This is a genomic window from Streptomyces lacrimifluminis (genome assembly GCF_014646095.1).
Classification (GTDB): domain Bacteria; phylum Actinomycetota; class Actinomycetes; order Streptomycetales; family Streptomycetaceae; genus Streptomyces; species Streptomyces lacrimifluminis.
Genome location: NZ_BMMU01000025.1, coordinates 78,433 through 97,823 on the forward strand (window position 1 = coordinate 78,433; position 19,391 = coordinate 97,823).

The 19,391-nt window shown below is 69.4% G+C and carries 22 protein-coding genes and 2 pseudogenes; 11 read left to right on the top strand and 13 right to left on the bottom strand.

Annotated features, from left to right (window positions below):
• Positions 1-274 precede the first annotated feature (274 nt).
• Together IEY89_RS30020 and IEY89_RS30025 are read left to right on the top strand one after the other, a co-directional pair.
• Entirely contained in the window at positions 275-1,150 is an 876-nt protein-coding gene (locus IEY89_RS30020) for an undecaprenyl-diphosphate phosphatase (RefSeq protein WP_189150655.1), read from the top strand.
• A 109-nt stretch (positions 1,151-1,259) separates the two neighbouring features.
• Positions 1,260-1,439: a hypothetical protein gene (locus IEY89_RS30025; RefSeq protein WP_189150656.1), complete on the top strand. Its 180-nt coding sequence runs from the start codon at positions 1,260-1,262 to the stop codon at positions 1,437-1,439.
• A 100-nt stretch (positions 1,440-1,539) separates the two neighbouring features.
• Here IEY89_RS30025 and IEY89_RS30030 read toward each other — a convergent pair whose 3' ends face one another.
• Positions 1,540-2,283: an SDR family oxidoreductase gene (locus IEY89_RS30030; protein ID WP_189150657.1), complete on the bottom strand. Its 744-nt coding sequence runs from the start codon at positions 2,281-2,283 to the stop codon at positions 1,540-1,542.
• Between the two features lie 254 nt (positions 2,284-2,537).
• Between IEY89_RS30030 and IEY89_RS30035 the strand changes: the two genes are divergently transcribed.
• Positions 2,538-2,843 (top strand): DUF1905 domain-containing protein, encoded by a 306-nt coding sequence (locus IEY89_RS30035; protein ID WP_189150658.1) that lies wholly within the window; start codon positions 2,538-2,540, stop codon positions 2,841-2,843.
• A 15-nt stretch (positions 2,844-2,858) separates the two neighbouring features.
• Here IEY89_RS30035 and IEY89_RS30040 read toward each other — a convergent pair.
• Positions 2,859-3,141: pseudogene (locus IEY89_RS30040) on the bottom strand (winged helix-turn-helix transcriptional regulator); the annotation flags it as partial.
• 99 nt (positions 3,142-3,240) lie between these two features.
• Complete coding sequence (locus IEY89_RS30045; protein ID WP_229695477.1) at positions 3,241-3,810, bottom strand: TIGR04222 domain-containing membrane protein; 570 nt, start codon at positions 3,808-3,810, stop codon at positions 3,241-3,243.
• 260 nt (positions 3,811-4,070) lie between these two features.
• Here IEY89_RS30045 and IEY89_RS30050 point away from each other — a divergent pair, with 260 nt between their 5' ends.
• Both IEY89_RS30050 and lnt read left to right on the top strand, forming a co-directional pair.
• Entirely contained in the window at positions 4,071-4,568 is a 498-nt protein-coding gene (locus tag IEY89_RS30050; RefSeq protein ID WP_189150660.1) for a nuclear transport factor 2 family protein, read from the top strand.
• A 182-nt stretch (positions 4,569-4,750) separates the two neighbouring features.
• Positions 4,751-6,325: an apolipoprotein N-acyltransferase gene (lnt, locus tag IEY89_RS30055; RefSeq protein ID WP_189150661.1), complete on the top strand. Its 1,575-nt coding sequence runs from the start codon at positions 4,751-4,753 to the stop codon at positions 6,323-6,325.
• Here lnt and IEY89_RS30060 read toward each other — a convergent pair.
• Positions 6,243-7,154, bottom strand: coding sequence for a Gfo/Idh/MocA family protein (locus IEY89_RS30060; RefSeq protein WP_189150662.1), 912 nt, complete (start codon positions 7,152-7,154; stop codon positions 6,243-6,245). The two genes, lnt and IEY89_RS30060, sit on opposite strands and share 83 nt — an antisense overlap.
• Positions 7,155-7,281: 127 nt before the next feature.
• On the opposite strand from IEY89_RS30060, the gene IEY89_RS30065 reads away from it, so the two are divergent.
• Together IEY89_RS30065 and IEY89_RS30070 are read left to right on the top strand one after the other, a co-directional pair.
• The gene (locus IEY89_RS30065) at positions 7,282-7,800 is read left to right on the top strand and encodes a DinB family protein (RefSeq protein WP_189150663.1); all 519 of its coding nucleotides are present in this window, start codon (positions 7,282-7,284) and stop codon (positions 7,798-7,800) included.
• Between the two features lie 152 nt (positions 7,801-7,952).
• Positions 7,953-8,453, top strand: a complete 501-nt coding sequence (locus IEY89_RS30070) for a hypothetical protein (RefSeq protein WP_189150664.1) — start codon at positions 7,953-7,955, stop codon at positions 8,451-8,453.
• A 76-nt stretch (positions 8,454-8,529) separates the two neighbouring features.
• Here the strand turns inward: IEY89_RS30070 and IEY89_RS30075 are convergent, their stop codons facing one another.
• The 7 genes from IEY89_RS30075 to IEY89_RS30105 form a co-directional block, all read right to left on the bottom strand.
• Entirely contained in the window at positions 8,530-9,069 is a 540-nt protein-coding gene (locus IEY89_RS30075) for a tetratricopeptide repeat protein (protein WP_189150665.1), read from the bottom strand.
• Between the two features lie 186 nt (positions 9,070-9,255).
• Complete coding sequence (ung, locus tag IEY89_RS30080) at positions 9,256-9,939, bottom strand: uracil-DNA glycosylase (RefSeq protein WP_189150666.1); 684 nt, start codon at positions 9,937-9,939, stop codon at positions 9,256-9,258.
• Between the two features lie 117 nt (positions 9,940-10,056).
• A complete protein-coding gene (locus tag IEY89_RS30085; protein ID WP_189150667.1) occupies positions 10,057-11,637 on the bottom strand; it encodes an ABC transporter substrate-binding protein in 1,581 nt (526 codons plus the stop codon).
• A 361-nt stretch (positions 11,638-11,998) separates the two neighbouring features.
• Positions 11,999-12,757, bottom strand: coding sequence for an SDR family oxidoreductase (locus IEY89_RS30090; RefSeq protein WP_189150668.1), 759 nt, complete (start codon positions 12,755-12,757; stop codon positions 11,999-12,001).
• 17 nt (positions 12,758-12,774) lie between these two features.
• Positions 12,775-13,536 (bottom strand): 3-oxoacyl-ACP reductase FabG, encoded by a 762-nt coding sequence (gene fabG, locus IEY89_RS30095; protein ID WP_189150669.1) that lies wholly within the window; start codon positions 13,534-13,536, stop codon positions 12,775-12,777.
• Between the two features lie 138 nt (positions 13,537-13,674).
• Positions 13,675-14,058 (bottom strand): DUF3037 domain-containing protein, encoded by a 384-nt coding sequence (locus tag IEY89_RS30100; protein WP_189150670.1) that lies wholly within the window; start codon positions 14,056-14,058, stop codon positions 13,675-13,677.
• Positions 14,055-14,819, bottom strand: a complete 765-nt coding sequence (locus tag IEY89_RS30105; RefSeq protein ID WP_189150671.1) for a HipA family kinase — start codon at positions 14,817-14,819, stop codon at positions 14,055-14,057. The genes IEY89_RS30100 and IEY89_RS30105 overlap by 4 nt, the downstream gene beginning before the upstream one ends.
• 361 nt (positions 14,820-15,180) lie before the next feature.
• On the opposite strand from IEY89_RS30105, the gene IEY89_RS30110 reads away from it, so the two are divergent.
• The gene (locus IEY89_RS30110) at positions 15,181-16,641 is read left to right on the top strand and encodes a DUF1996 domain-containing protein (protein ID WP_189150672.1); all 1,461 of its coding nucleotides are present in this window, start codon (positions 15,181-15,183) and stop codon (positions 16,639-16,641) included.
• A gap of 94 nt (positions 16,642-16,735) precedes the next feature.
• Here the strand turns inward: IEY89_RS30110 and IEY89_RS30115 are convergent, their stop codons facing one another.
• Entirely contained in the window at positions 16,736-16,969 is a 234-nt protein-coding gene (locus IEY89_RS30115; RefSeq protein ID WP_229695483.1) for a hypothetical protein, read from the bottom strand.
• Positions 16,970-17,041: 72 nt separating this feature from the next.
• Between IEY89_RS30115 and IEY89_RS30120 the strand changes: the two are divergent.
• Positions 17,042-17,262 (top strand): annotated as a pseudogene (locus IEY89_RS30120) (ISAzo13 family transposase); the annotation flags it as partial.
• A 348-nt stretch (positions 17,263-17,610) separates the two neighbouring features.
• Entirely contained in the window at positions 17,611-18,048 is a 438-nt protein-coding gene (locus tag IEY89_RS30125) for a Rieske (2Fe-2S) protein (protein ID WP_189150673.1), read from the top strand.
• Positions 18,049-18,064: 16 nt separating this feature from the next.
• On the opposite strand, the gene IEY89_RS30130 is transcribed toward IEY89_RS30125, so the two are convergent.
• Positions 18,065-18,715 carry a cysteine hydrolase family protein gene (locus IEY89_RS30130; RefSeq protein WP_189150674.1) on the bottom strand — a complete coding sequence of 217 codons (651 nt, stop codon included), beginning with the start codon at positions 18,713-18,715 and terminating at the stop codon, positions 18,065-18,067.
• Between the two features lie 115 nt (positions 18,716-18,830).
• On the opposite strand from IEY89_RS30130, the gene IEY89_RS30135 reads away from it, so the two are divergent.
• Positions 18,831-19,298, top strand: a complete 468-nt coding sequence (locus tag IEY89_RS30135; protein WP_189150675.1) for a pyridoxamine 5'-phosphate oxidase family protein — start codon at positions 18,831-18,833, stop codon at positions 19,296-19,298.
• Positions 19,299-19,391 lie beyond the last annotated feature (93 nt).

The window sequence follows — 19,391 nt, forward strand, 5'->3', positions numbered from 1 at the left end:
GCAAGCGCTTTCTCTTCGCTGCAACGTATGTTCCGCTCAAGCAGCCGGTCAACACCACGTCTGGGGTGTCCACGGGGTGGATGGTGCGGGGCGGGTGTCAGGGGGAGCCTCGCCTTTGCCACCCCTTGACCCCGGCCCCTGTGCTCGGCCTGTCACCGGGGGCCGCTAGGCTGCCCTTCAACACACCTGATCTCCGCCGTCCTTCGCTTCTCGCACGGGCGGTCCGGTGTGTCCGTCGGCCCTTCCACGATCAGCGCTTGGACCACGTAACTTCATGTCTTGGTTTGAATCCCTCATCCTCGGACTCGTCCAGGGGCTGACCGAGTTCCTCCCCGTCTCCTCCAGCGCGCATCTGCGCCTGACGGCCGCGTTCTCCGGCTGGGAGGACCCGGGTGCCGCCTTCACGGCGATCACCCAGCTGGGCACGGAAGCGGCGGTGCTCATCTACTTCCGCAAGGACGTCGGGCGGATCCTGTCGGCGTGGTTCCGCTCGCTCACCAACAAGGCGATGCGCAGCGACCACGACGCCCAGATGGGCTGGCTGGTGATCGTCGGCTCGATTCCGATCGGTGTCCTCGGGGTCACGCTCAAGGACCAGATCGAGGGACCGTTCCGGGACCTGCGGATCACCGCGACGATGCTGATCGTGATGGGCATCGTCATCGGCATCGCCGACCGCCTCGCGGCGCGCGACGAGGCCGGCGGGAAGCACCGGGCGGCCAAGGAGCGCAAGGGCCTCAAGGACCTGAACGTACGGGACGGTCTGATCTACGGCCTGTGCCAGGCGATGGCACTGGTCCCCGGCGTCTCCCGGTCCGGCGCGACCATCAGTGGCGGTCTGTTCATGGGCTACACCCGTGAGGCGGCGGCCCGTTACTCCTTCCTGCTGGCCATGCCGGCCGTGCTCGCCTCGGGTGTCTTCGAGCTCAAGGACGCGTCGGAGGGCGGCCATGTCTCCTGGGGTCCGACGGCCTTCGCGACGGTGATCGCCTTCGTGGTCGGGTACGCCGTGATCGCGTGGTTCATGAAGTTCATCAGTACCAAGTCGTTCATGCCGTTCGTGTACTACCGCATCGTCCTCGGCATCGTGATCATCGCCCTGGTGGCGACGGGCGCCCTGAGCCCGCACGCGGCGGAGTCCGCGGGCTGACGCCGGGACCGGCACACCGGCGGAAGATCGTCCGACCGTGACCAACCACATACCGTACGAGTAGCCACCTGGTAGCGCAGTGTCAGTCCTTGCGCCTACGCTGGTGCGCATGTCCCCCGATTCCCTGGCCCCTGGTTCCGTGCGGTCTGCTGCTGCGTTGAACGAGCAGATCCGTGCGCTCTGGCTCCGCGCGGGCGGATCCCTCTCGGCCCAGGAGCGGGAGGAGTACGAGCTGTTGGTGGTCAAGTGGGCCGCGGCGATTCGCGGCGAGATCATCGAGGCCGCCTGACCGCGAGGCGGACGCCAGGAGGGGCGGGCCCCTGTCCCCCGTCCCCGCCCGTGCCACCGATTCGTACGTCCTGTTCGCTCCCCTTCCCCGCCACGCACCGTCACCGCCCGCCGGACACCCGCAGCACCGCGCCCGTCGTGTACGAGGCCTCGGCGGACATCAACCAGGCGATGGCAGCCGCGACTTCCCCGGCCAGCCCGGGTCTGCGGAGCGGAATCGTCGGGGACGCGCGTTCCGCCCGGCCCGGGTCACCCATCGTCGCGTGCATCTCGGTGTCGATGATGCCCGGGGCCACCGCGTTGACGCGGACACCGTCCGGACCGAGTTCCTTCGCCAGGCCCAGCGTCAGGGCGTCGACCGCCGCCTTGGTCGCCGCGTAGTGGACATAGTCACCGGGACTGCCGAGGGTGGCCGCCGCCGAGGACACGTTCACGATCACGCCGTCCCTCCGAGCCGTCATGGAGCGTGCGGCCCTGCGTGAACACAGCAGCGTGCCCAGCAGGTTGACGTCCACCACGCGCCGCAGGTCGGCGGGATCCGCGTCGGCGAGCCTGCCCAACGGGCCGGTCACCCCGGCGTTGTTCACCAACCCGGTGACCGGCCCCAGCCGTTCCTCCACCGTGTCGAACAACCGGTCCACATCCGCCTCGACCGAGGTGTCGACCTGGACGGCCACACACCGGGCTCCGGCCTCCCTCACCCCCGCCGCGACCAACTCGGCGGCCCCGGCGTCCCGCACGTAGCCCACCGCGACGTCATGACCGTCCGCCGCGAGCCGCAGACAGGTCGCGGCACCGATCCCCCGGCTGCCACCCGTGACCACCGTGACCGGCGACCCGCTCATGGACGCACCTCCGTATCGTTTCGCTCCGCAACGTGCCTTCTCCGCCCGCTACGCCCCCTACGGTCGCAGGTGCGCGGGCACGGCCTCGCTCCCAATGATCCACTCGTCGGCGTACCGAACCGCTGATGGCACTCCGGGTCCCACCACCGCACTCGGACCGCCGCCCGCCTCAAACGGCGCTGCCAGGCACCCTGGTCGTCCTTGGTCACGCCGATCACGTGACGTGGCCGCCATCGGGGCAGGAGACTGGCCTGATGGAGTTGATCTTTTCCGGCCGCGTGGTCGAGTGGCGCGGGCCGTCGCCGTACTACTTCGTTCCTGTGCCGGACGAGGAGTCCGCCGACATCCGCGAGGTGGCCGCAATGGTCACCTACGGCTGGGGCGTGATCCCGGTAGAGGTTCAGATCGGCGCGGTCGTCTTCCAGACGTCGCTCTTCCCCAGGAACGGCGGCTACCTGCTGCCGCTCAAGGTCGCTGTGCGCAAGCGGAGCGACCTCGTAGCAGGGGATGACGTGACGGTGAAGATGACCGTCTCTCTCCATGAACCCCCAGCCCGCTAGCTGGCCGTGTGACGTACTGCCCTCCTGGGCTTCGAGAAGCTCGTCGGCGTGCTCGACCGCCCAGCGGCCGGGCACCGCCCCCAGCTGGTCAGGCCGTACTCGACGCGAGGCGGCGCCTCGGCGTGTGCGTGGCGGTCGACCAGCCCGGCGGCGAGCAGCCGGCGCGGGGACTCGGTGAGGACCTTGTCGCTGATGCCACCGATCGCGGTGCGCAGCTCCCGGCGTCGGCGTGGCCCCTCGCGAAGAGCCGCCAAACGGGACTCCAGGCATGGCTGAAGAGAGCGGTGGCCGCGCGCAGTCGGCAGTCGGTGACAAAATCCTGGCCGCGGGCACCGTGATCGGTCTGCGAAGCGTCACCCCTGCGACAGCGCTTCGCTCCATGCCCGGTGCGTGAGGCTCAGTAATTGCCGCTCCCACCACCGCAGCTGACATCGCTGCCCGAGCCGGCGTCCGAGTCGGAACCGGCGTCGGAGTCGGAGTCGCGGTCCAAGGCCCTGCCCATGCGGATCAGAGCGCGGCCCAGACCGGACGGGACCGGCCGCGCGCTGACGACGCCGCGTCGGACCGGGCCGTGCGGGAGAGCGGTGGGACCACCGAAGACGTAGTCCGGGAAGCCCTCGCTCCGTTCGGCCGCCCGCAGTTGCCGTCTGCCCTGCCGCGTCAGCCGGCGCCCGGAGACCGTCACCAGGCTCCGCGCAGCGAGTCGGCGGGCGATCTCCCGCACCTCTGGCGAGCGTTGCAGGGCGGCGAGTACAGAGGTGGTACTCCTACTGCGCGGGCACGAGGCGATCAGGGCACGATCGACCGGGTGCAGGGACGGCGCCTCTCCCAGGGCCCGCACTCGTGAACCGCCGAGCTTCAGCAGGCCGCGCTCGGACAGCGCGATCATCGCGCTGTCCGCCACCCGCCGCGTCCCACCTGCCAGGAACGCGACGTCGTAGGCGTCCAGGGCCCCGGGTTCCTCCATCGCTGAGACGGTCCGCCGAAACACCATTCCCATGCCGGCCCCCTTCGAACACCTTCTCTGCCCGCAGTGTCGCCCGGCGCGAAACGGCACAACCCTGTCCCCTGCCACTTCAGAGCAACAATTGAGCTTCCGGTCGGGAACCGAGAGCACGGCACACGCCGACCGCGCCCGGCCGCCCTCCGGAGGAGATCGAGCCCCATCGGCCACCGAATATCCGCGCCTCCCTTGGCTGCGCCCCTCCCGTGCCCAACACTGAGCCGATGACGCAGCGTGTGGAGCTCGCGACCGTGATGGACCGGCTCTCCCTCGACGGACTCGTCACCGCGTACGCGGTGGCGGTGGACGACGGCGACTGGGAGACGTACGTGGAACTGTTCGCGCCGGACGGGCGGGCGGACTACCGCTCGGCCGGCGGCATCGAGGGGGACGCCCGGCAGGTCGCCGGATGGCTCAGGCAGAGCATGGAACTGTTTCCGATGCGGCAGCATCTGATCGTCAACCGCCGGGTCGGCTTCGACATCCTGGAGCAGGACACCGGCGACACGGCCCGCGTCCAGGCGGACTACGTCAATCCCATGCGCCTCGCGGACCGTGCCGGCGAAGGCGGGTCCACCGCACCCGACTTCGTGTGCGGCGGCCGGTACGCCTTCGAGCTGGTCCGTACCGGGGACGGCTGGCGGTTGCGCGAGGTGGTCGTACAGGAGAAGTGGCGCCGCATGCCGCACCCGGAACCGGCCACCGCGCCCGCCACCGACTGAACCCTTCCCCCGCTCCCGGACCGGCCGCCGTACGCCGTACGCCGTACGAGGACTCCGCCGCTCCTGGCCGGAGTCCCGCTGGTCCGAGATCGTCCCCACCACGCACACTGGACCCACGTAAGGGGTGACCGGCTGGGTAGTTGATCCGGTGATCCCGAAACCCGACTGGTAGGAGGCGCCGTATGGAACTGCCCGGCCGCTGGCTCGCCTCCCCCTGGCGGCGTTCCGCCGTCGCCGCGCTGGCCGGTGCGCTGCCGATGTTCGCCTTCCCGGCGCCGGCCCTGTGGTGGTTCGCCTACGTCGCGCTCGTGCCCTGGATCCTGCTCGTCCGGTCCGCGCCGACCGCCAGACGGGCGGCGTGCGACGGCTGGTTCGGCGGCCTCGGGTACATGCTGGCCGTGCATCACTGGCTGCTGCCGAGCCTGCATGTGTTCACGGTCGTCATCGCGGCGCTGCTGGGGGCGCTGTGGGCGCCCTGGGGCCTGCTCGTACGCCGCTTCCTGGCGGGCCGGGCCTCAGCGGGACGGATCGCCGCCGGGCTCGTCGTACTGCCGTCGGGATGGCTCATGGCCGAGCTGGTCCGGTCGTGGCAGGGACTGGGCGGACCCTGGGGCATGATCGGGTCCAGCCAGTGGCAGGTGGCGCCCACACTGCGGCTGGCCTCGGTCGGCGGGGTGTGGCTGCTCAGCTTCCTGGTGGTGACCGTGAACGTCGCGGTCGCCGTGCTGGTCGCGGTGCGCGAGTCCCGGGTCCCGGCCGTGGCCGGGCTCGTCGCCACCGCCGCCGTGACCTCCGCGGCCTGGGTGTGGTCACCGCGCCCGGAGGCCGACGGCCGGGTCCGGATCGCCGTCGTACAGCCGGGCATCGTCGAGGGCGCCGACAGTCCCGAAAAACGGTTCGCGCTCGAGGAGTCGCTCACCCGCCGGCTGTCCGGCCAGGACGTGGATCTGGTCGTCTGGGGCGAGAGCAGCGTCGGCTACGACCTCGCCGACCGCCCCGACCTGGCGAAACGGCTCGCCTCGCTCTCACGCACGACCGGCACCGACATCCTCGTCAACGTGGACGCCAGACGTTCCGACCGGCCCGGCATCTACAAGAGTTCGGTGCTCGTCGGCCCGGACGGCCCCACCGGCGACCGGTACGACAAGATGCGGCTCGTGCCCTTCGGCGAGTACATTCCGGCGCGATCGTTGCTGGGCTGGGCCACCTCCGTCGGCAAGGCGGCGGGCGAGGACCGTAAACGCGGCACCGAGCAGGTGGTGATGAACGTCGGGCACGGGCTGCGCGTCGGGCCCATGGTCTGCTTCGAGTCCGCGTTCCCGGACATGAGCCGCCGTCTCACCCAGGACGGCGCCCAGGTGCTGATCGCCCAGTCCTCGACCTCGTCGTTCCAGCACAGCTGGGCCCCCGAGCAGCACGCCTCGATCGCGGCCCTGCGCGCCGCCGAGACCGGCCGGCCCATGGTCCACGCGACGCTGACCGGCGTCTCCGCCGTCTACGACCCGAGCGGCGAGCGCGTCGGCTCCTGGCTCGGCACCGGCGCGAGCACCTCGGTGGTGTACGACGTACCGCTGGCGCGGGGTGTCACGCCGTACGTCCGATTCGGCGACTGGCCGGTGCACGCGGCCGTGCTCGTCATCGTCGTCCTGGGTGCCGTCGAGGGCGTGGGCCTGCTCAGGCGGCGCCGGTCCGCTCCGCCACGGCACGCACCACCCGCTCGCACAGTTCATGAGTCGCCAGTGCGTCCCGGGCGCTGAGCACCTTGCCCGCGCGCACGGCGTCGAGGAAGGTGAGCACGGCCTGTTCGATGCCGCGCTGCCGGGCCACGGGCACCCAGTCGCCGCGCCGCCGTACGCTCGGCTGGCCCTTGTGGTCGATCACCTCGGCGAGGTTGATCACCTGACGCTTGGTGTCCTGCCCGGACACTTCGAGGATCTCCTCGGCCGAGCCGCTGAGCCGGTTCATCACCCCGAGCGCGGTGAAGCCGTCCCCGGCGAGCTGGAGCACCACGTGGTGCAGGAGTCCGCCCTCGGTGCGGGCGCGCACGGTCACGTCGTCGACCGGGCCCGGCACCAGGAACCGCAACGTGTCCACGACATGGATGAAGTCGTCGAGGATCATCGCGCGGGGTTCCTCGGGCAGCCCGATGCGGTTCTTCTGCATGAGGATCAGCTCGCGCGGGTGGTCGGCGCACTGGGTGTACCCGGGCGCGAAGCGCCGGTTGAACCCGGCGGCGAGCGAGACCCCACGCTCCTCCGCCAGCCTCACCAGCCGCTCCGACTCGGCGAGTTCGTACGCCAGCGGCTTGTCGACGTACGTCGGTACGCCTGCCTCCAGCAGCCTGGTCACGATCTCCGGGTGCACGGCGGTGGGCGCGTGCACGAAGGCCGCGTCGAGGCCCTGTGCGATCAGCTCGTCGAGGTCGCCATGGCGCTGTCCGGGTGGCAGGCGCAGGCCGTCGGCGACCCGGGCGAGCGTCGCGGGCGTCCGCGTGTGCAGATGCAGCTCGACGCCGGGCCGCGTGCCCAGCACCGGCAGATACGCCTTCTGCGCGATGTCACCGAGTCCGATGCAGCCGACCTTCACGGGGTCTCCTTCAGCGGTTGCCTGCCTGGGTCATGCCGGAAGCATAGGGCCGCCGGAGACTTCGCCGGCCGGCCGGGGTTCCGGAAAACGCGTGGTGGGGGCGGTCTCGGTGAGCGACCATGCCTGCATGACGACACAGGCGCCACGCAGTGAACCCGCCCAGAACGCCGACGAGCGCACCATGCTGGAGGGCTGGCTCGACTACCACCGGCAGACCCTGGCGTGGAAGTGCGAAGGCCTGACCGACGCCCAGCTCAGGACCGCCTCGGTGGAGCCCTCCGAACTGTCCCTCATGGGCCTGGTGCGGCACATGGCGGAAGTGGAGCGGGGCTGGTTCCGCAAAGTGCTGATGGACGACGATCCGGCGCCGATCTACTACACCGAGGAGGACCGGGACGGCGAGTTCCATCTCACCGAGGCGGACAGCTGGCAGGAGGCGTACGGCACCTGGCAGGCGGAGATCGAGGTCGCCCGGCGCAACGCCGCGGGCTTCGGCCTGGACGAACTCTCCCGCGGCAGGAGCCGGTTCACCGACGAGCCGTTCAACCTGCGCTGGATCTACACCCACATGATCGAGGAGTACGCCCGCCACAACGGCCACGCCGACCTGATCCGCGAACGCCTCGACGGAGCGACCGGGGACTGAGCCGCGCCGGCGGAGGGGCGCTCGTCGGGACGGTGAAGTCCGTCAGCCGGGGCCCTCCCCAGCCCTCCGTAAGGGGCCGGAGATCACCCGTGTGGGGCATCCTCCACTCGTCGGCGGTTCCGAAACGGGCCGGACACAGCAGAGTTGCGCGGGTGCATCGAACGACGACCACCGCAACGCTTCTGGTCACCGTGGCTGTCACGGCCCTCTCCGGCTGCGTCACGATCCAGCACCCGACCGCGCCCGGCCCTCCCCCGGCACCGTCCCAGCCCTCGGTGCCCCGCCCGGACGGCCGGGCAGAACCGCAGATCGTGCAGGCGCCCGCACGGGAGGCACTTGAGCTCATCGGCCCCGACCGCAAGCCCGCTCAGGTCCCGCGGACACCGCGGGCCGCGGACGAGCCGCACCACCCGGCCGCCGCGGCGCCCATGGCCCCACCGGCCGCCGCTCCGGCGCCGCCGCCCCGCCGGACCAAGCCGAAGAAGCGCCCGCCGAAGCCGGAGCGCCGCCACACCCAGCCCCGCGTCGAACTCCCCGAGGTGTCCCGCCCGGTGCGCGAGATCACGGACGTGTGCGCCCTGGGCAAGAAGTACGGCGGCTGGGGCAAGGACAGCCCCCAGACGGTCATCTGCAAGGAGACGTACGGGCGTTGAGGGTCCAGAGGCCGTCCGCCGGGTCGCACTGACGAACGGGCACGCATCAGTGCCCTCCAGGCCCCCTAGGGCACCCCTAGGGCCGCTGTCTCGGCGGCCCCCAGGAGTTCCCTCCCGATTCCCCGGAGGAGTCCCCCTCCCTCAGCCGCAGCTCCAGTCGGCCGATGGCCGCCCTGACCCCGTCGGCGTAGCTGTCGTCGCCCAGGGCGTCGGCCGCGAGGCGGGCGCGACGGATGTGCGTGCGGGCGGCTCCGGGCCGGTCCAGCTTGACGTAGTCGGCGGCCAGGTTCAGGTGCAGCGACGGGTACAGGGCGCGCACCGCGAGCGCCCCCTCGTGCTGGACGACCTCCGCGACCCGCTCGTCCGTCAGCTCCTGTGCCGCCGACAACGCCCGGAGATCCCATGCCAGTTCGTCCGAAGGGTCGTCCTGCGTGTCGGCCATGTAGTGCGCCAGCGTGCAGCGGTGCAACGGATCGCCGGCCGCCCCGATCTCCGCCCACAGCCCGAGGAAGCGCCCCCGGGCCTCCTCGCGGTCACCGGCGTGATACAACATGACGGCCTGTCCGATCCGGGTCATCATGGCATCCGGTGCCACCTGTTCCTGCCGCTCCGTCACCGCGCCCTCCGCCCTCGTCCGCTGTGCCCGCTTCCCTCCCGACGCTAGCCGCAGGCACTGACAATCCCGGTCAGGCGAGCCGGTACGGCGCCGGACCGGCCCCGTGACGACCAGGGACCGGCCCGGTGACACGGCTCGTCGCTCCCTGGTCGTCGGCCCCGGCCGGGAATCAGCACAGGTCGAGGATCAGCCCAGGTCGGGAATCGTCCAGTCGATCGGCGCGTGCCCCTGCGCGGCCACCGCCTCGTTGATCTGGGTGAACGGGCGCGAGCCGAAGAACTTCTTCGCCGACAGCGGCGACGGGTGCGCCCCCTTCACCACCACGTGCCGCTCCTCGTCGATCAGCGGGAGCTTCTTCTGCGCGTAGTTGCCCCACAGGACGAAGACCGCCGGGTCGGGACGGTCGGCCACGGACCGGATCACCGCGTCCGTGAACCTCTCCCAGCCCTTCCCCTTGTGCGAGTTGGCCTCGCCCGCACGGACCGTGAGCACCGCGTTGAGCAGCAGCACACCCTGCTCGGCCCACGGCAACAGATAGCCGTTGTCGGGGACGGGCGTGCCCAGCTCCTCCTTCATCTCCTTGTAGATGTTGCGGAGCGAGGGCGGGGTCTTCACCCCGGGCCGGACCGAGAAGCACAGGCCATGGCCCTGCCCCTCGCCGTGGTAGGGGTCCTGACCGAGGATCAGGACCTTCACCTTGTCGTACGGCGTCGCCTCGAGCGCGGCGAACACCTCGTCGCGCGGAGGATAGACAGGACCCTTCGCCCGCTCCTCCTCGACGAACTCGGTCAGCTCCTTGAAGTAGGGCTGCTGCAGCTCGTCACCCAGGACGCCGCGCCAGGAATCGGGCAGCATGGCGATGTCGGTCACGTGAACTTCCTCCGATGTGCGGTGTGTTCCACTCACCGAAGAACCTACCGGCGCCCACTGACAACGGGTCACCGGCAACGGCTCCCGACGCCGGCCGTGCGCCGGTCACGGGCTCCGCTACCAGCTGGTCTTCCAGTACAGCTCCCACATCACCATCATGGTCGCCGGGTCGATGGACACCTCGGTGCCGGCAACGTCCTCGTTCGCCGCCACATGCTGCTTGCCCTGCCACAGCGGCAGCAGCCGGGCGTCGTCAAGGAGGATCTGCTGGGCCTCCTCGAACTGCTCGCCGACGGCCCCGCGGTCGCTCTCGCGGCGTGACTCGGGCAGCAGTTGACCGGTGATCTCGGGCGACGTGTACGGCGTACCGAGCGCGTTCTGCTCACCCACGAAGGGGGCGATGAAGTTGTCGGCGTCGGGGAAGTCCGGGAACCAGCCACGACCGAACACCGGGTACTCGCCCTTCTGGTAGCCGTCCACGTAGGTCTTCCAGGGGCGGCTCTGGAGCTTGACCGTGAACAGGCCGGAGGTCTCCAGCTGGCGCTTCAGTTCCTCGAAGGCCGGCTTGGTCTGGGAGCCGTAGCGGTCGCTCGTGTACCAGAGGGTGAGCGGGACGCGGTCGGTGATGCCGTCTTCCAGGAGGATCTGCTTGGCCTTGGCGGCACTGGGATTCCCGAAGTTGTCGAAGAATCCCGTGGTGTGGCCGACCAGACCCTTGGGGATCATGGAGTACAGCGGTTCGACGGTGTCCTTGTAGATGTTGTGGGCGAGCGCCGGACGGTCGACGACCTGGGCGATCGCCTTGCGCACCGAGAGTTTGCTGGACCACGGGTCCTTGGGGTTGAACACCAGGTAGCTGATCTCGGTGGTGGCGTTCTCGATGAGTTGGAGGCCCTCCTCCTTCTCGTTGTCCTCGATGTCGACGACGTCGGTGGCGCTGAGACCGCGGTAGACGACGTCGATGGACTTGTCCCGGAGGGCGCTGGCCACCGTTGCCGAACTCTGGAAGTAGCGGATGGTGACCGCGTCGTTCTTCAGGTCCGCGATGCCCTTGTAGCTGTCGTTCCGGACGAGTACCGCCCTGTCGCCCTCCTTGTAGGACTCCAGGATGTACGGCCCGGAGCCGTTGACCTTGCCGTCCTGGCGGAGGGACTTCGCGGGGTACTCATCGGGGTCCACGATCGACATGGCGGGCGTGGAGAGCACGAAGGGGAACGTCGCGTCGGCCTGGTTCAGGTGGAAGACGATCTCGCGGTCGCCCTTCACCTCGATCCGGTCGAGGCTGGTCAGCAGACCGGCGGGGCCACCGTTGTGGTTGATCGTCCTGATCCGGTCGATGGAGTACTTGACCGCCTGCGCGTCCAGTTCGTGTCCGTCCGAGAACTTCAGGCCCTCGCGCAGCTCACAGCTGTACACCGTGCTCGAACTGTCGGTGAAACCGCAGCTCTCGGCGGCGTCGGGCTTGGGCTCGGACCCGCCGGTGTCGAAGTTGAGCAGGGTCTGGTGGACGTTGCGGAAGAGCTCCCACGAGTTGTCCCAGGAGGCCGCCGGATCGAGTGTGCTGGGCTCGCTGGTCGTCCCCACCACGATCGGTTTCCCGTCGTTGGAGGAGTCGGAGGAGAAGACTCCGCATCCGGCGACCATGGATATGGACGCGGCTGTCGCCAGCTGCCGCAGGCCCCGGTTCCGGTTGAACACGTGCACGCTCCTCGATCTGCTATACCAAGCCAACGGTCGGCAGACCATACCGCAGTGCCCCACCGGGCGGTCCAGCTTCCCGTCAGGCCCGTTGATCAGCACGTATCGGACAGCGCTGTCGTCCGACTGTGTGACCTCGGACGTCGACACAGAAGGTTTTTCTGTCAGCCGGGGACGCATCGGTTTGCACCGGTCGACATGGAGACTTTCCGCCGCGCATCTTCCGGTGGATGTCGGCGTGGACACCAAATTCGCCGACCCGCGGAGACTCCGGACAGAGTGCGCGAAAGCCGCGAGGCGGGGCGGACGCCCCCTCATCGGGTTGCGCCCGCCCCGCCTCGTACGCGGGGGGATCCGTACGTCAGCCGTTGCCGGCCTTGAGGAAGATCCCGCCGTCGACCACGAGCGTCTGGCCGGTGATCCAGTCGGCCTGGGACGAGGTCAGGAACGCGGCGGCGCCTCCGATGTCGGAGGGTACGCCGAGCCGGCCCAGCGGGTAGGCCGCGGCGGCCTCCTCTTCCCGGCCCTCGTAGAGCGCCTGCGCGAACTTCGTCTTCACGACGGCCGGCGCGATCGAGTTGACCCGCACCCGGGGCGCGTACTCGTGCGCCAGTTGCAGCGTCAGGTTGTCCATCGCGGCCTTGCTGATGCCGTAGGCGCCGATGAACGGCGAGGCCGAGAGGCCGGCGACGGACGTGATGTTGACGATCGCGCCGCCGTTCTCCTTCTGCCAGGCGTGCCAGGTCTTCTGGGCGAAGCCGAGCGCCGAGACGACGTTGGTCTCGAAGACCTTGCGCGCCACGTTGAGGTCGAGGTCGGCGATCGGCCCGAACACCGGGTTCGTACCGGCGTTGTTGACGAGGTGGTCGACGCGCCCGAACGCCTCCAGGGTGCGCTCGACGGCGACGGCCTGATGGGCCTCGTCGTGGGCCTTGCCGGCCACGCCGATGACCCGGTCGGCGCCGAGTGTCTCGACGGCCGCCTTGAGCGCGTCCTCGTTGCGTCCGGTGATGCACACCCGGTCACCGCGTGCGAGCAGCGCCTCGGCGATGCCGTAGCCGATGCCCCGGCTGGCGCCGGTGATGAGGGCGACCTTGCCCGAGAGTTCCACAGTGGTCATGTCGCTGTTCCCCGGCCCTAGTCGAGCGGTCCGCCGGCGACGTACAGCACCTGGCCGGAGACGAATCCGGCGGCCTCGCCCGTGAAGAAGGCGATCGCGTTGGAGATGTCGTCCGGGTTGCCCACGCGCTGCACGGGGATCTGGGTCGCGGCGGCGGCCTTGAAGTCCTCGAAGCCCATGCCGACGCGCTCGGCGGTGGCGGCGGTCATGTCGGTGGCGATGAAGCCGGGGGCGACGGCGTTCGCGGTGACGCCGAACTTGCCGAGTTCGAGGGCGAGGGTCTTGGTGAAGCCCTGGAGGCCGGCCTTGGCGGACGAGTAGTTGACCTGGCCCCGGTTGCCCTGGGCGGAGGACGAGGACAGGTTGACGATCCGTCCGAACTTGGCGTCCACCATGTACTTCTGACAGGCCCTCGACATCAGGAAGGCGCCGCGCAGATGCACGTTCATGACCGTGTCCCAGTCGGACACGCTCATCTTGAAGAGCAGGTTGTCGCGCAGGACGCCCGCGTTGTTGACGAGGATCGTGGGTCCGCCCAGCTCCTCGGCGATACGCGTGACCGCGGCCTCGACCTGGGCCTCGTCGGAGACGTCGCAGCCGACGGCGATCGCCTTGCCACCGGCGGCGGTGATCTTCTCGACGGTGTCCTTGCAGGCGGCCTCGTCGAGGTCGATCACCGCGACGGCACGACCCTCCGCCGCCAGTCGTACGGCGGTCGCGGCGCCGATGCCGCGCGCACCGCCCGTGACCACGGCGACCCGCTGCTCAGTGGTGGACATTGCTGGTTCTCCTCGCCCTTGAAAAGCCTGCGGCCCACGGTACGCCCTCAGGTGAGCGACCGCTTAGTACCTTCAGTACACGTGACGCTAGAAGTCCTGGCACCCGGTGTCAACGGCGGGCGGCGCCGGTGTGAGCCATTACCTGACCAGCAGAGCGAGCAGTCGCTCCGTCTCGGCTCCCGGATCAGCGGTGAGGCCCGTGTGCACAGGCCCCGGCTGGACCACTGTCGAGCGCGGCGCGATCAGCCAGCGAAAGCGCCGTCCGGCATCGTCCAGCGCGGCTTGACCTGCGGCTTTTCCGCCCGCGCAGACCCCTTCCACGGCACGCAGCGCGGCCCGCACGCCGGCCACGTCGGCCTCGGGGTCCAGCGCCCGCAGCTTGCCCTCGTCCAGATATGTGCGCGCCGCGACGAAGGACTTGGCGCGGCAGTACACCAGAACCCCGGCGTTGAAGCACTCGCCGCGCTCGATCCGCGGTACGACCCGCAGCAGCGCGTACTCGAAGACGTCCCGCTCGCTCACTTCTCCCCCTCGACGCCTTTGACGCGCTCATGGATGACGGCGGCGCGCGCGAGGAGCGGCTCCGCGTAGGCCCGCCGGAGCGCGTCCGGCGAGTCGAAGCCGGGTTCGTCCGCGAGCCACACGTCGGGGATCTCGGCGGTCACCTCGGCGAGCAGTTCCTCGGTGACCAGCGGCGCCAGTTCGGCGGCGGCGGAGGCGATGTCCGGGCCGAACGGCGCGAGCGCGTGCTCGGAGACGTCGTAGGGCTTGGCGGCGGAGGTCCCGGCGCCGGGCCAGTGGTGGTGCCAGATCATCGTGGCGCCGTGGTCGATGAGCCACAGATCGCCGTGCCACATCAGCAGGTTGGGGTTGCGCCACGAGCGGTCGACGTTGTTGACGAGCGCGTCGAACCAGACCACCCGCCCGGCCTCCTCGGCGCTCACCTCGAACGCGAGGGGGTCGAAGCCGATCGCCCCCGACAGGAAGTCCATGCCGAGGTTGGCGCCGCCGCTCGACCTGAGCAGCCCCTGCACCTCCTGGTCGGGCTCGCCGAGTCCCAGCACCGGATCGAGAGCGACCGCCACCAGCCCCGGCACCCGCAGCCCCAGCCGTCGGGCGAGTTCACCGCAGACGACCTCGGCGACGAGCGTCTTGCGGCCCTGTCCCGCGCCCGTGAACTTCATGACATACGTCCCGAGATCGTCGGCCTCGACGAGCCCCGGCAGCGAACCGCCCTCACGCAGGGGCGTGATGTAGCGGGTCGCGATGACCTCTTTCAACATTTCCCAGGCCACCTGTCTCTTCAACCTTGCGATCCACGAGCACCGCCAGAGGGGCCACCACAGTCGACATCACCCGTCAAACGGCCCTGGGAAGAATCTCTCCGGCCTCCGGCACGAAGTGAGCATAGTAACCGAGGGTGATCGCGGAGACACCACCCGAACGCCGTCGTCAGCAAACGCCGGATCGCCGGGACCGACCGCCGGACGCGGTCCGAATTGGGCTTTCATGCACTGTTTGCGGATGGAGGAACCCACGAATCTGAGAATTCGCTGAGCATTCGGCGCGCGCATCCGTACCTAAGGACGCGCTCCACCCATGCCGGAAGTCCTACCGGCTCCGGAGATGTCCTTGAGAGGCCCGATGAGACGCAATACGCGAAAAAGATCGAAGACTGCCCGCCGGGCGGTAGGCGCGGCGGCCGCACTGGCCATAGGAGCCGGTGGACTGGTGGCGGTCAACATCTACGCCTCGGCCGACGAGACCAGCGCGTCGAAGGGCTCTGCCCAGAACCAGGTGCTCGCGGCTGGAACCTCCACCACCATCGACTGCCCCGACGTCGGCCAGCAGTTGACATCGGTGCCCGCCCAGGCGAAGGCCCAGGTCGACAGGGAACTGGCCCTCCTCGACAAGCAGATATCCGAGGCATACCAGCGTCTTTCCACCTCCCAGAAGGCGATTGCGCAGGACCCCAACTTCGCCCAGAACGCGATCGTGGGTCCGCTGAAGGACAAGCGGAAGGCGACGCTCGACCGGATCACCATCGCCATCGGCCGTGTGGCCGCCAAGCCGCAGGGCCTTGACGCCTTGGCTGCCTGCACGCTGCGCGCCACCGGCAACCAGCCCACCGCCGGTCAGGGCGGCAACAACAACCAGGGTGGCAACAACACCAATGCCGGACAGACCGGCAACGGCCCCGTCGCCGCCGATTTCGTGGACATCACCAAGGTGAGGTCCAATGTGCGCACCCCTGCCAGGTCGGCGAAGGCTTCCAAGGGCGTCTTCGTCACCAAGTGCGGGGTGAACGCCAACAAGCTGTACAACAGCGACAACGTCATCGTCGCGCCCGGTGTCACCAACGGCGCGCACCACCTGCACGACTACGTCGGCAACCAGGACAACGACGCCTTCTCGAGCGACCAGGACTTCGCCAAGGCCGGGACCAGCTGCCAGAACAAGGGCGACAAGTCGTCCTACTACTGGCCGGTGCTGCGCCTGCAGGACGGCACCAAGGACTTCGACGCCGACAAGCAGGGCGGCGGCGCCGAGGGCAACACGGGCCGGATCCTGACGGCCAAGAAGTCCACCTTGAACTTCGTGGGCAGCCCCCGCGGCAAGGTGGTGGCGATGCCCAAGTTCCTGCGCGTCATCACCGGTGACGCCAAGGCGTTCGTCAACGGCACGGCCAACGCCAACGCTTCCTGGAGCTGCACCGGCTTCGAGAACAAGGTGCAGTTGAAGGACAAGTACCCCCTCTGCCCGTCAGGCAGCGACGTGGTACGGACCTTCAAGTTCCAGAGCTGCTGGGACGGCACGAACATCGACAGCGCCAACCACCGTACGCACGTGGCCTTCGCTGACGCCAACGGCAACTGCCCGACCGGCTTCAAGGCCATTCCGCAGTTGGTGCAGCGTCTGGTGTACGACGTGGACGCGCCCAGCCTCAAGGACAACGGCAAGACCCGTCCGTTCTTCTCGTTGGACAGTTTCCCCGAGCAGCAGCACAAGCCGGTCACCGACCACGGTGACTTCATCAACGTCTTCGACGCGAAGCTGATGAACAAGGCGGTCCAGTGCATCAACACCGGACGTAAGTGCAGCTGAGTCCGAGTACCGAGCGGTGGGCGTCGTGCTGACGACGCCCACCGCCATGGAACGAAATGCCGGGGGGAGCAATCCCATCGCCACGGCGGGTGCGTCAATTCAACCGAACTCGCCAGTTCTTCAGATGGGCAGTTCCATGCTCGACCCGGATACGGCGTGAGGAATGCGCTCTGCGCCATCGTGCGTGCGTCTCCTCGTGCCAATCCGGAGCGTTCTTCTTGAACTTGCGGTGCGGCGGTGTGACGACGTGTCCGCCGGCCCGGACACCCGGACCCTGACAGCCGGCATCATGCACGAGCGTCGCCGGAAGCCGGTCGTCGACGAACATCAGCCGGTGCCTCCCACCAGCGCCGCCGCCCACGGCCCGCGACGCAAGCCTGGCGGCTCGTTGTCCGGGCGGTCGCGCGCGGCTGAGGTCAGCGGGACAGCGGTGCACAGGCATGTGGACGAGCTGGAGGCCTGCGAGGAACCGCTGGGGGCGGGTGCGCCGACCCGGCGGCGGGCAGCAAGGGGACACAGACGTCGATCCGGGCCTGCGACCCGCGCTGCCGGCACTTGTACGAGCCGGATGCGCGCGGGATTCCGAAGTCGCCGCTGCGCTGGACGACGAAGTCGACCCGGATCACCACATCCCCTCCACAGGAGACACGGCCACTCCATGACGCGCCACTCCCAGCGATACGGCGCCGAACAACACAGCGCTCACACCCTGAGACGCACCACTGCCGCCCTCCCCGCGACGAACAGGACGCCGCCGTCCGGCGGACGAATGTCCAGCTGGTCCAGCTGAAAGCCCCTCAAGGACGCGTTCTCGCAGGCCAGAGGAGACCGAGGCCCATAGCAGCAGGTCAGGACGACCCGGTCAACCGGGGCGTTCCCTGCCGGATGTGAGCGCCTCCTGAACGGCGCGCACACGGCATTCGTATCTCCGCACAGACGCAAGAAACACCTGCGGAAGGAAACGTCAGCATGAGCAGCGCCTCGCTTCAGCCCGTATCGGGACCGGCTCGTCGTACGGTCATGGCGGCGGCCGGCGCGGCCGGGCTCGCCGTCACGCTGACCGCGTGCGGGTCGGGGGACGACCCGTCGGACTCCTCCACCGAACAGGGCGCCGCTGCCGGCACCGCCCTCGCGAAGACCTCCGACATCCCGGAGGGCGGCGGCAAGATCTTCAAGGACCAGGGTGTGGTGGTGACGCAGCCGACGGCGGGCACCTACAAGGCGTTCTCGTCGAAGTGCACGCACGCGGGCTGTGCGGTGACGGGCGTCGCCAACGGCGTCATCAGCTGCGCGTGCCACAACAGCGAGTTCTCGGCCGCGGACGGCAGCGTGAAGAAGGGGCCGGCGACCGAGGCGCTGGCCGCCGAGTCGATCACCGTGTCCGGCGACTCCATCACGCTCGCCTGAGCATCGCCCCTGGCCATCACCCTCGCCCGGCGCGGCGAGGTCGCTTGAGACAGGCCAGCACCTCGTCGGTGGTCGCGACCGTGGCGACCAGCGCGAGCGTGTTGCGGATCATCGCGGGGGTGTAGTCGGAGGGCACCCCCGCGATGGCGTCCTTGGGTACGACGACGGTGTAGCCACGGTTCACGGCGTCGAACACGGCGTTGGGGATCGCGACGTTGGCCGAGACACCGGTCACGACCAGCGTGCGGCAGCCCAGGTTGCGCAGCAGGGCGTCGACGTCGGTGCCCTGGATCGGCGACAGGCCGTGCAGCCGCCGTACGACGAGGTCCTCGTCGGCGACCTCGATCGGCGGTGCGACACGCACCGCGGTCGTGCCCGACAACTGCTGGACGGGGAGCCGTTCCGCGGCCCGGAACAGACGGGCGTTGCGGTTGGCGCCCCGGCCGTCCGGACGGCGTTCGGCGATCGCGTGGACGACCTGGACACCGGTCTCGTGGGCGGCGGCGACCAGTCTGGCGACCTGGGCGAGCGCCCCCGACGACCGCATCTCCCCGGCGAGTTCGGGCAGCGCGCTGTCCGGTCCGACGACGCCCTGCTGGCACTCGACGGTGAGCAGGACCGTGGTCGTGGGGTCGAGGAGTTCGCTGAGCTGTTCGTACGACGGCATGGCGCTCCCTGGTCACGGACCGTACGGGTGGGCGGGCGAGACTAACGTCCGTCGCGTGCGGGCGGAAGGCAGCCCATATTCTTTTCCGATGTAAGAGAGCACAAAGGGGGATCGCATGACCGCCACTCAGCGCCGAGGCCGGAAGATCATGATGACGCCGGGCGAACTCGACGAGTTCCTGGCGACCCAGCGCACCTGCCGGGTCGCCACCGTGTCGGCCGGGGGCGCTCCGCATGTCAGCACGCTGTGGTTCGCCTGGGACGGCACCTCGATGTGGCTGTACTCGGTGGTCCGCAGCAAGCGCTGGACCGACCTGCGCCGCGATCCGCGGGTGGCGATCGTCGTCGACACGGGCGAGGAGTACGACGAACTGCGCGGCGTAGAACTCTCCGGCACCGTCGAGTTCGTCGGCGAGTCACCGCGCACCGGGGAACTGCGCGCCGAACTGGACGTCCCGGAAACCCTGTTCGCCCGCAAGAACTTCCGCCTGGACGAGATGCCGCACGACGGCAGACACGCCTGGATACGCCTGACCCCGGAAAAAACCGTCTCCTGGGACTTCCGCAAACTCCCACCCCAGTAACGGTTCCTCCACTTCCAGCATTTCAGCCCGTCTGGGGGTCCCCCCTCTGGGGGAGTTTGAGGACGAGGCCGTTCAGGCCGACAGCGGGGGTCT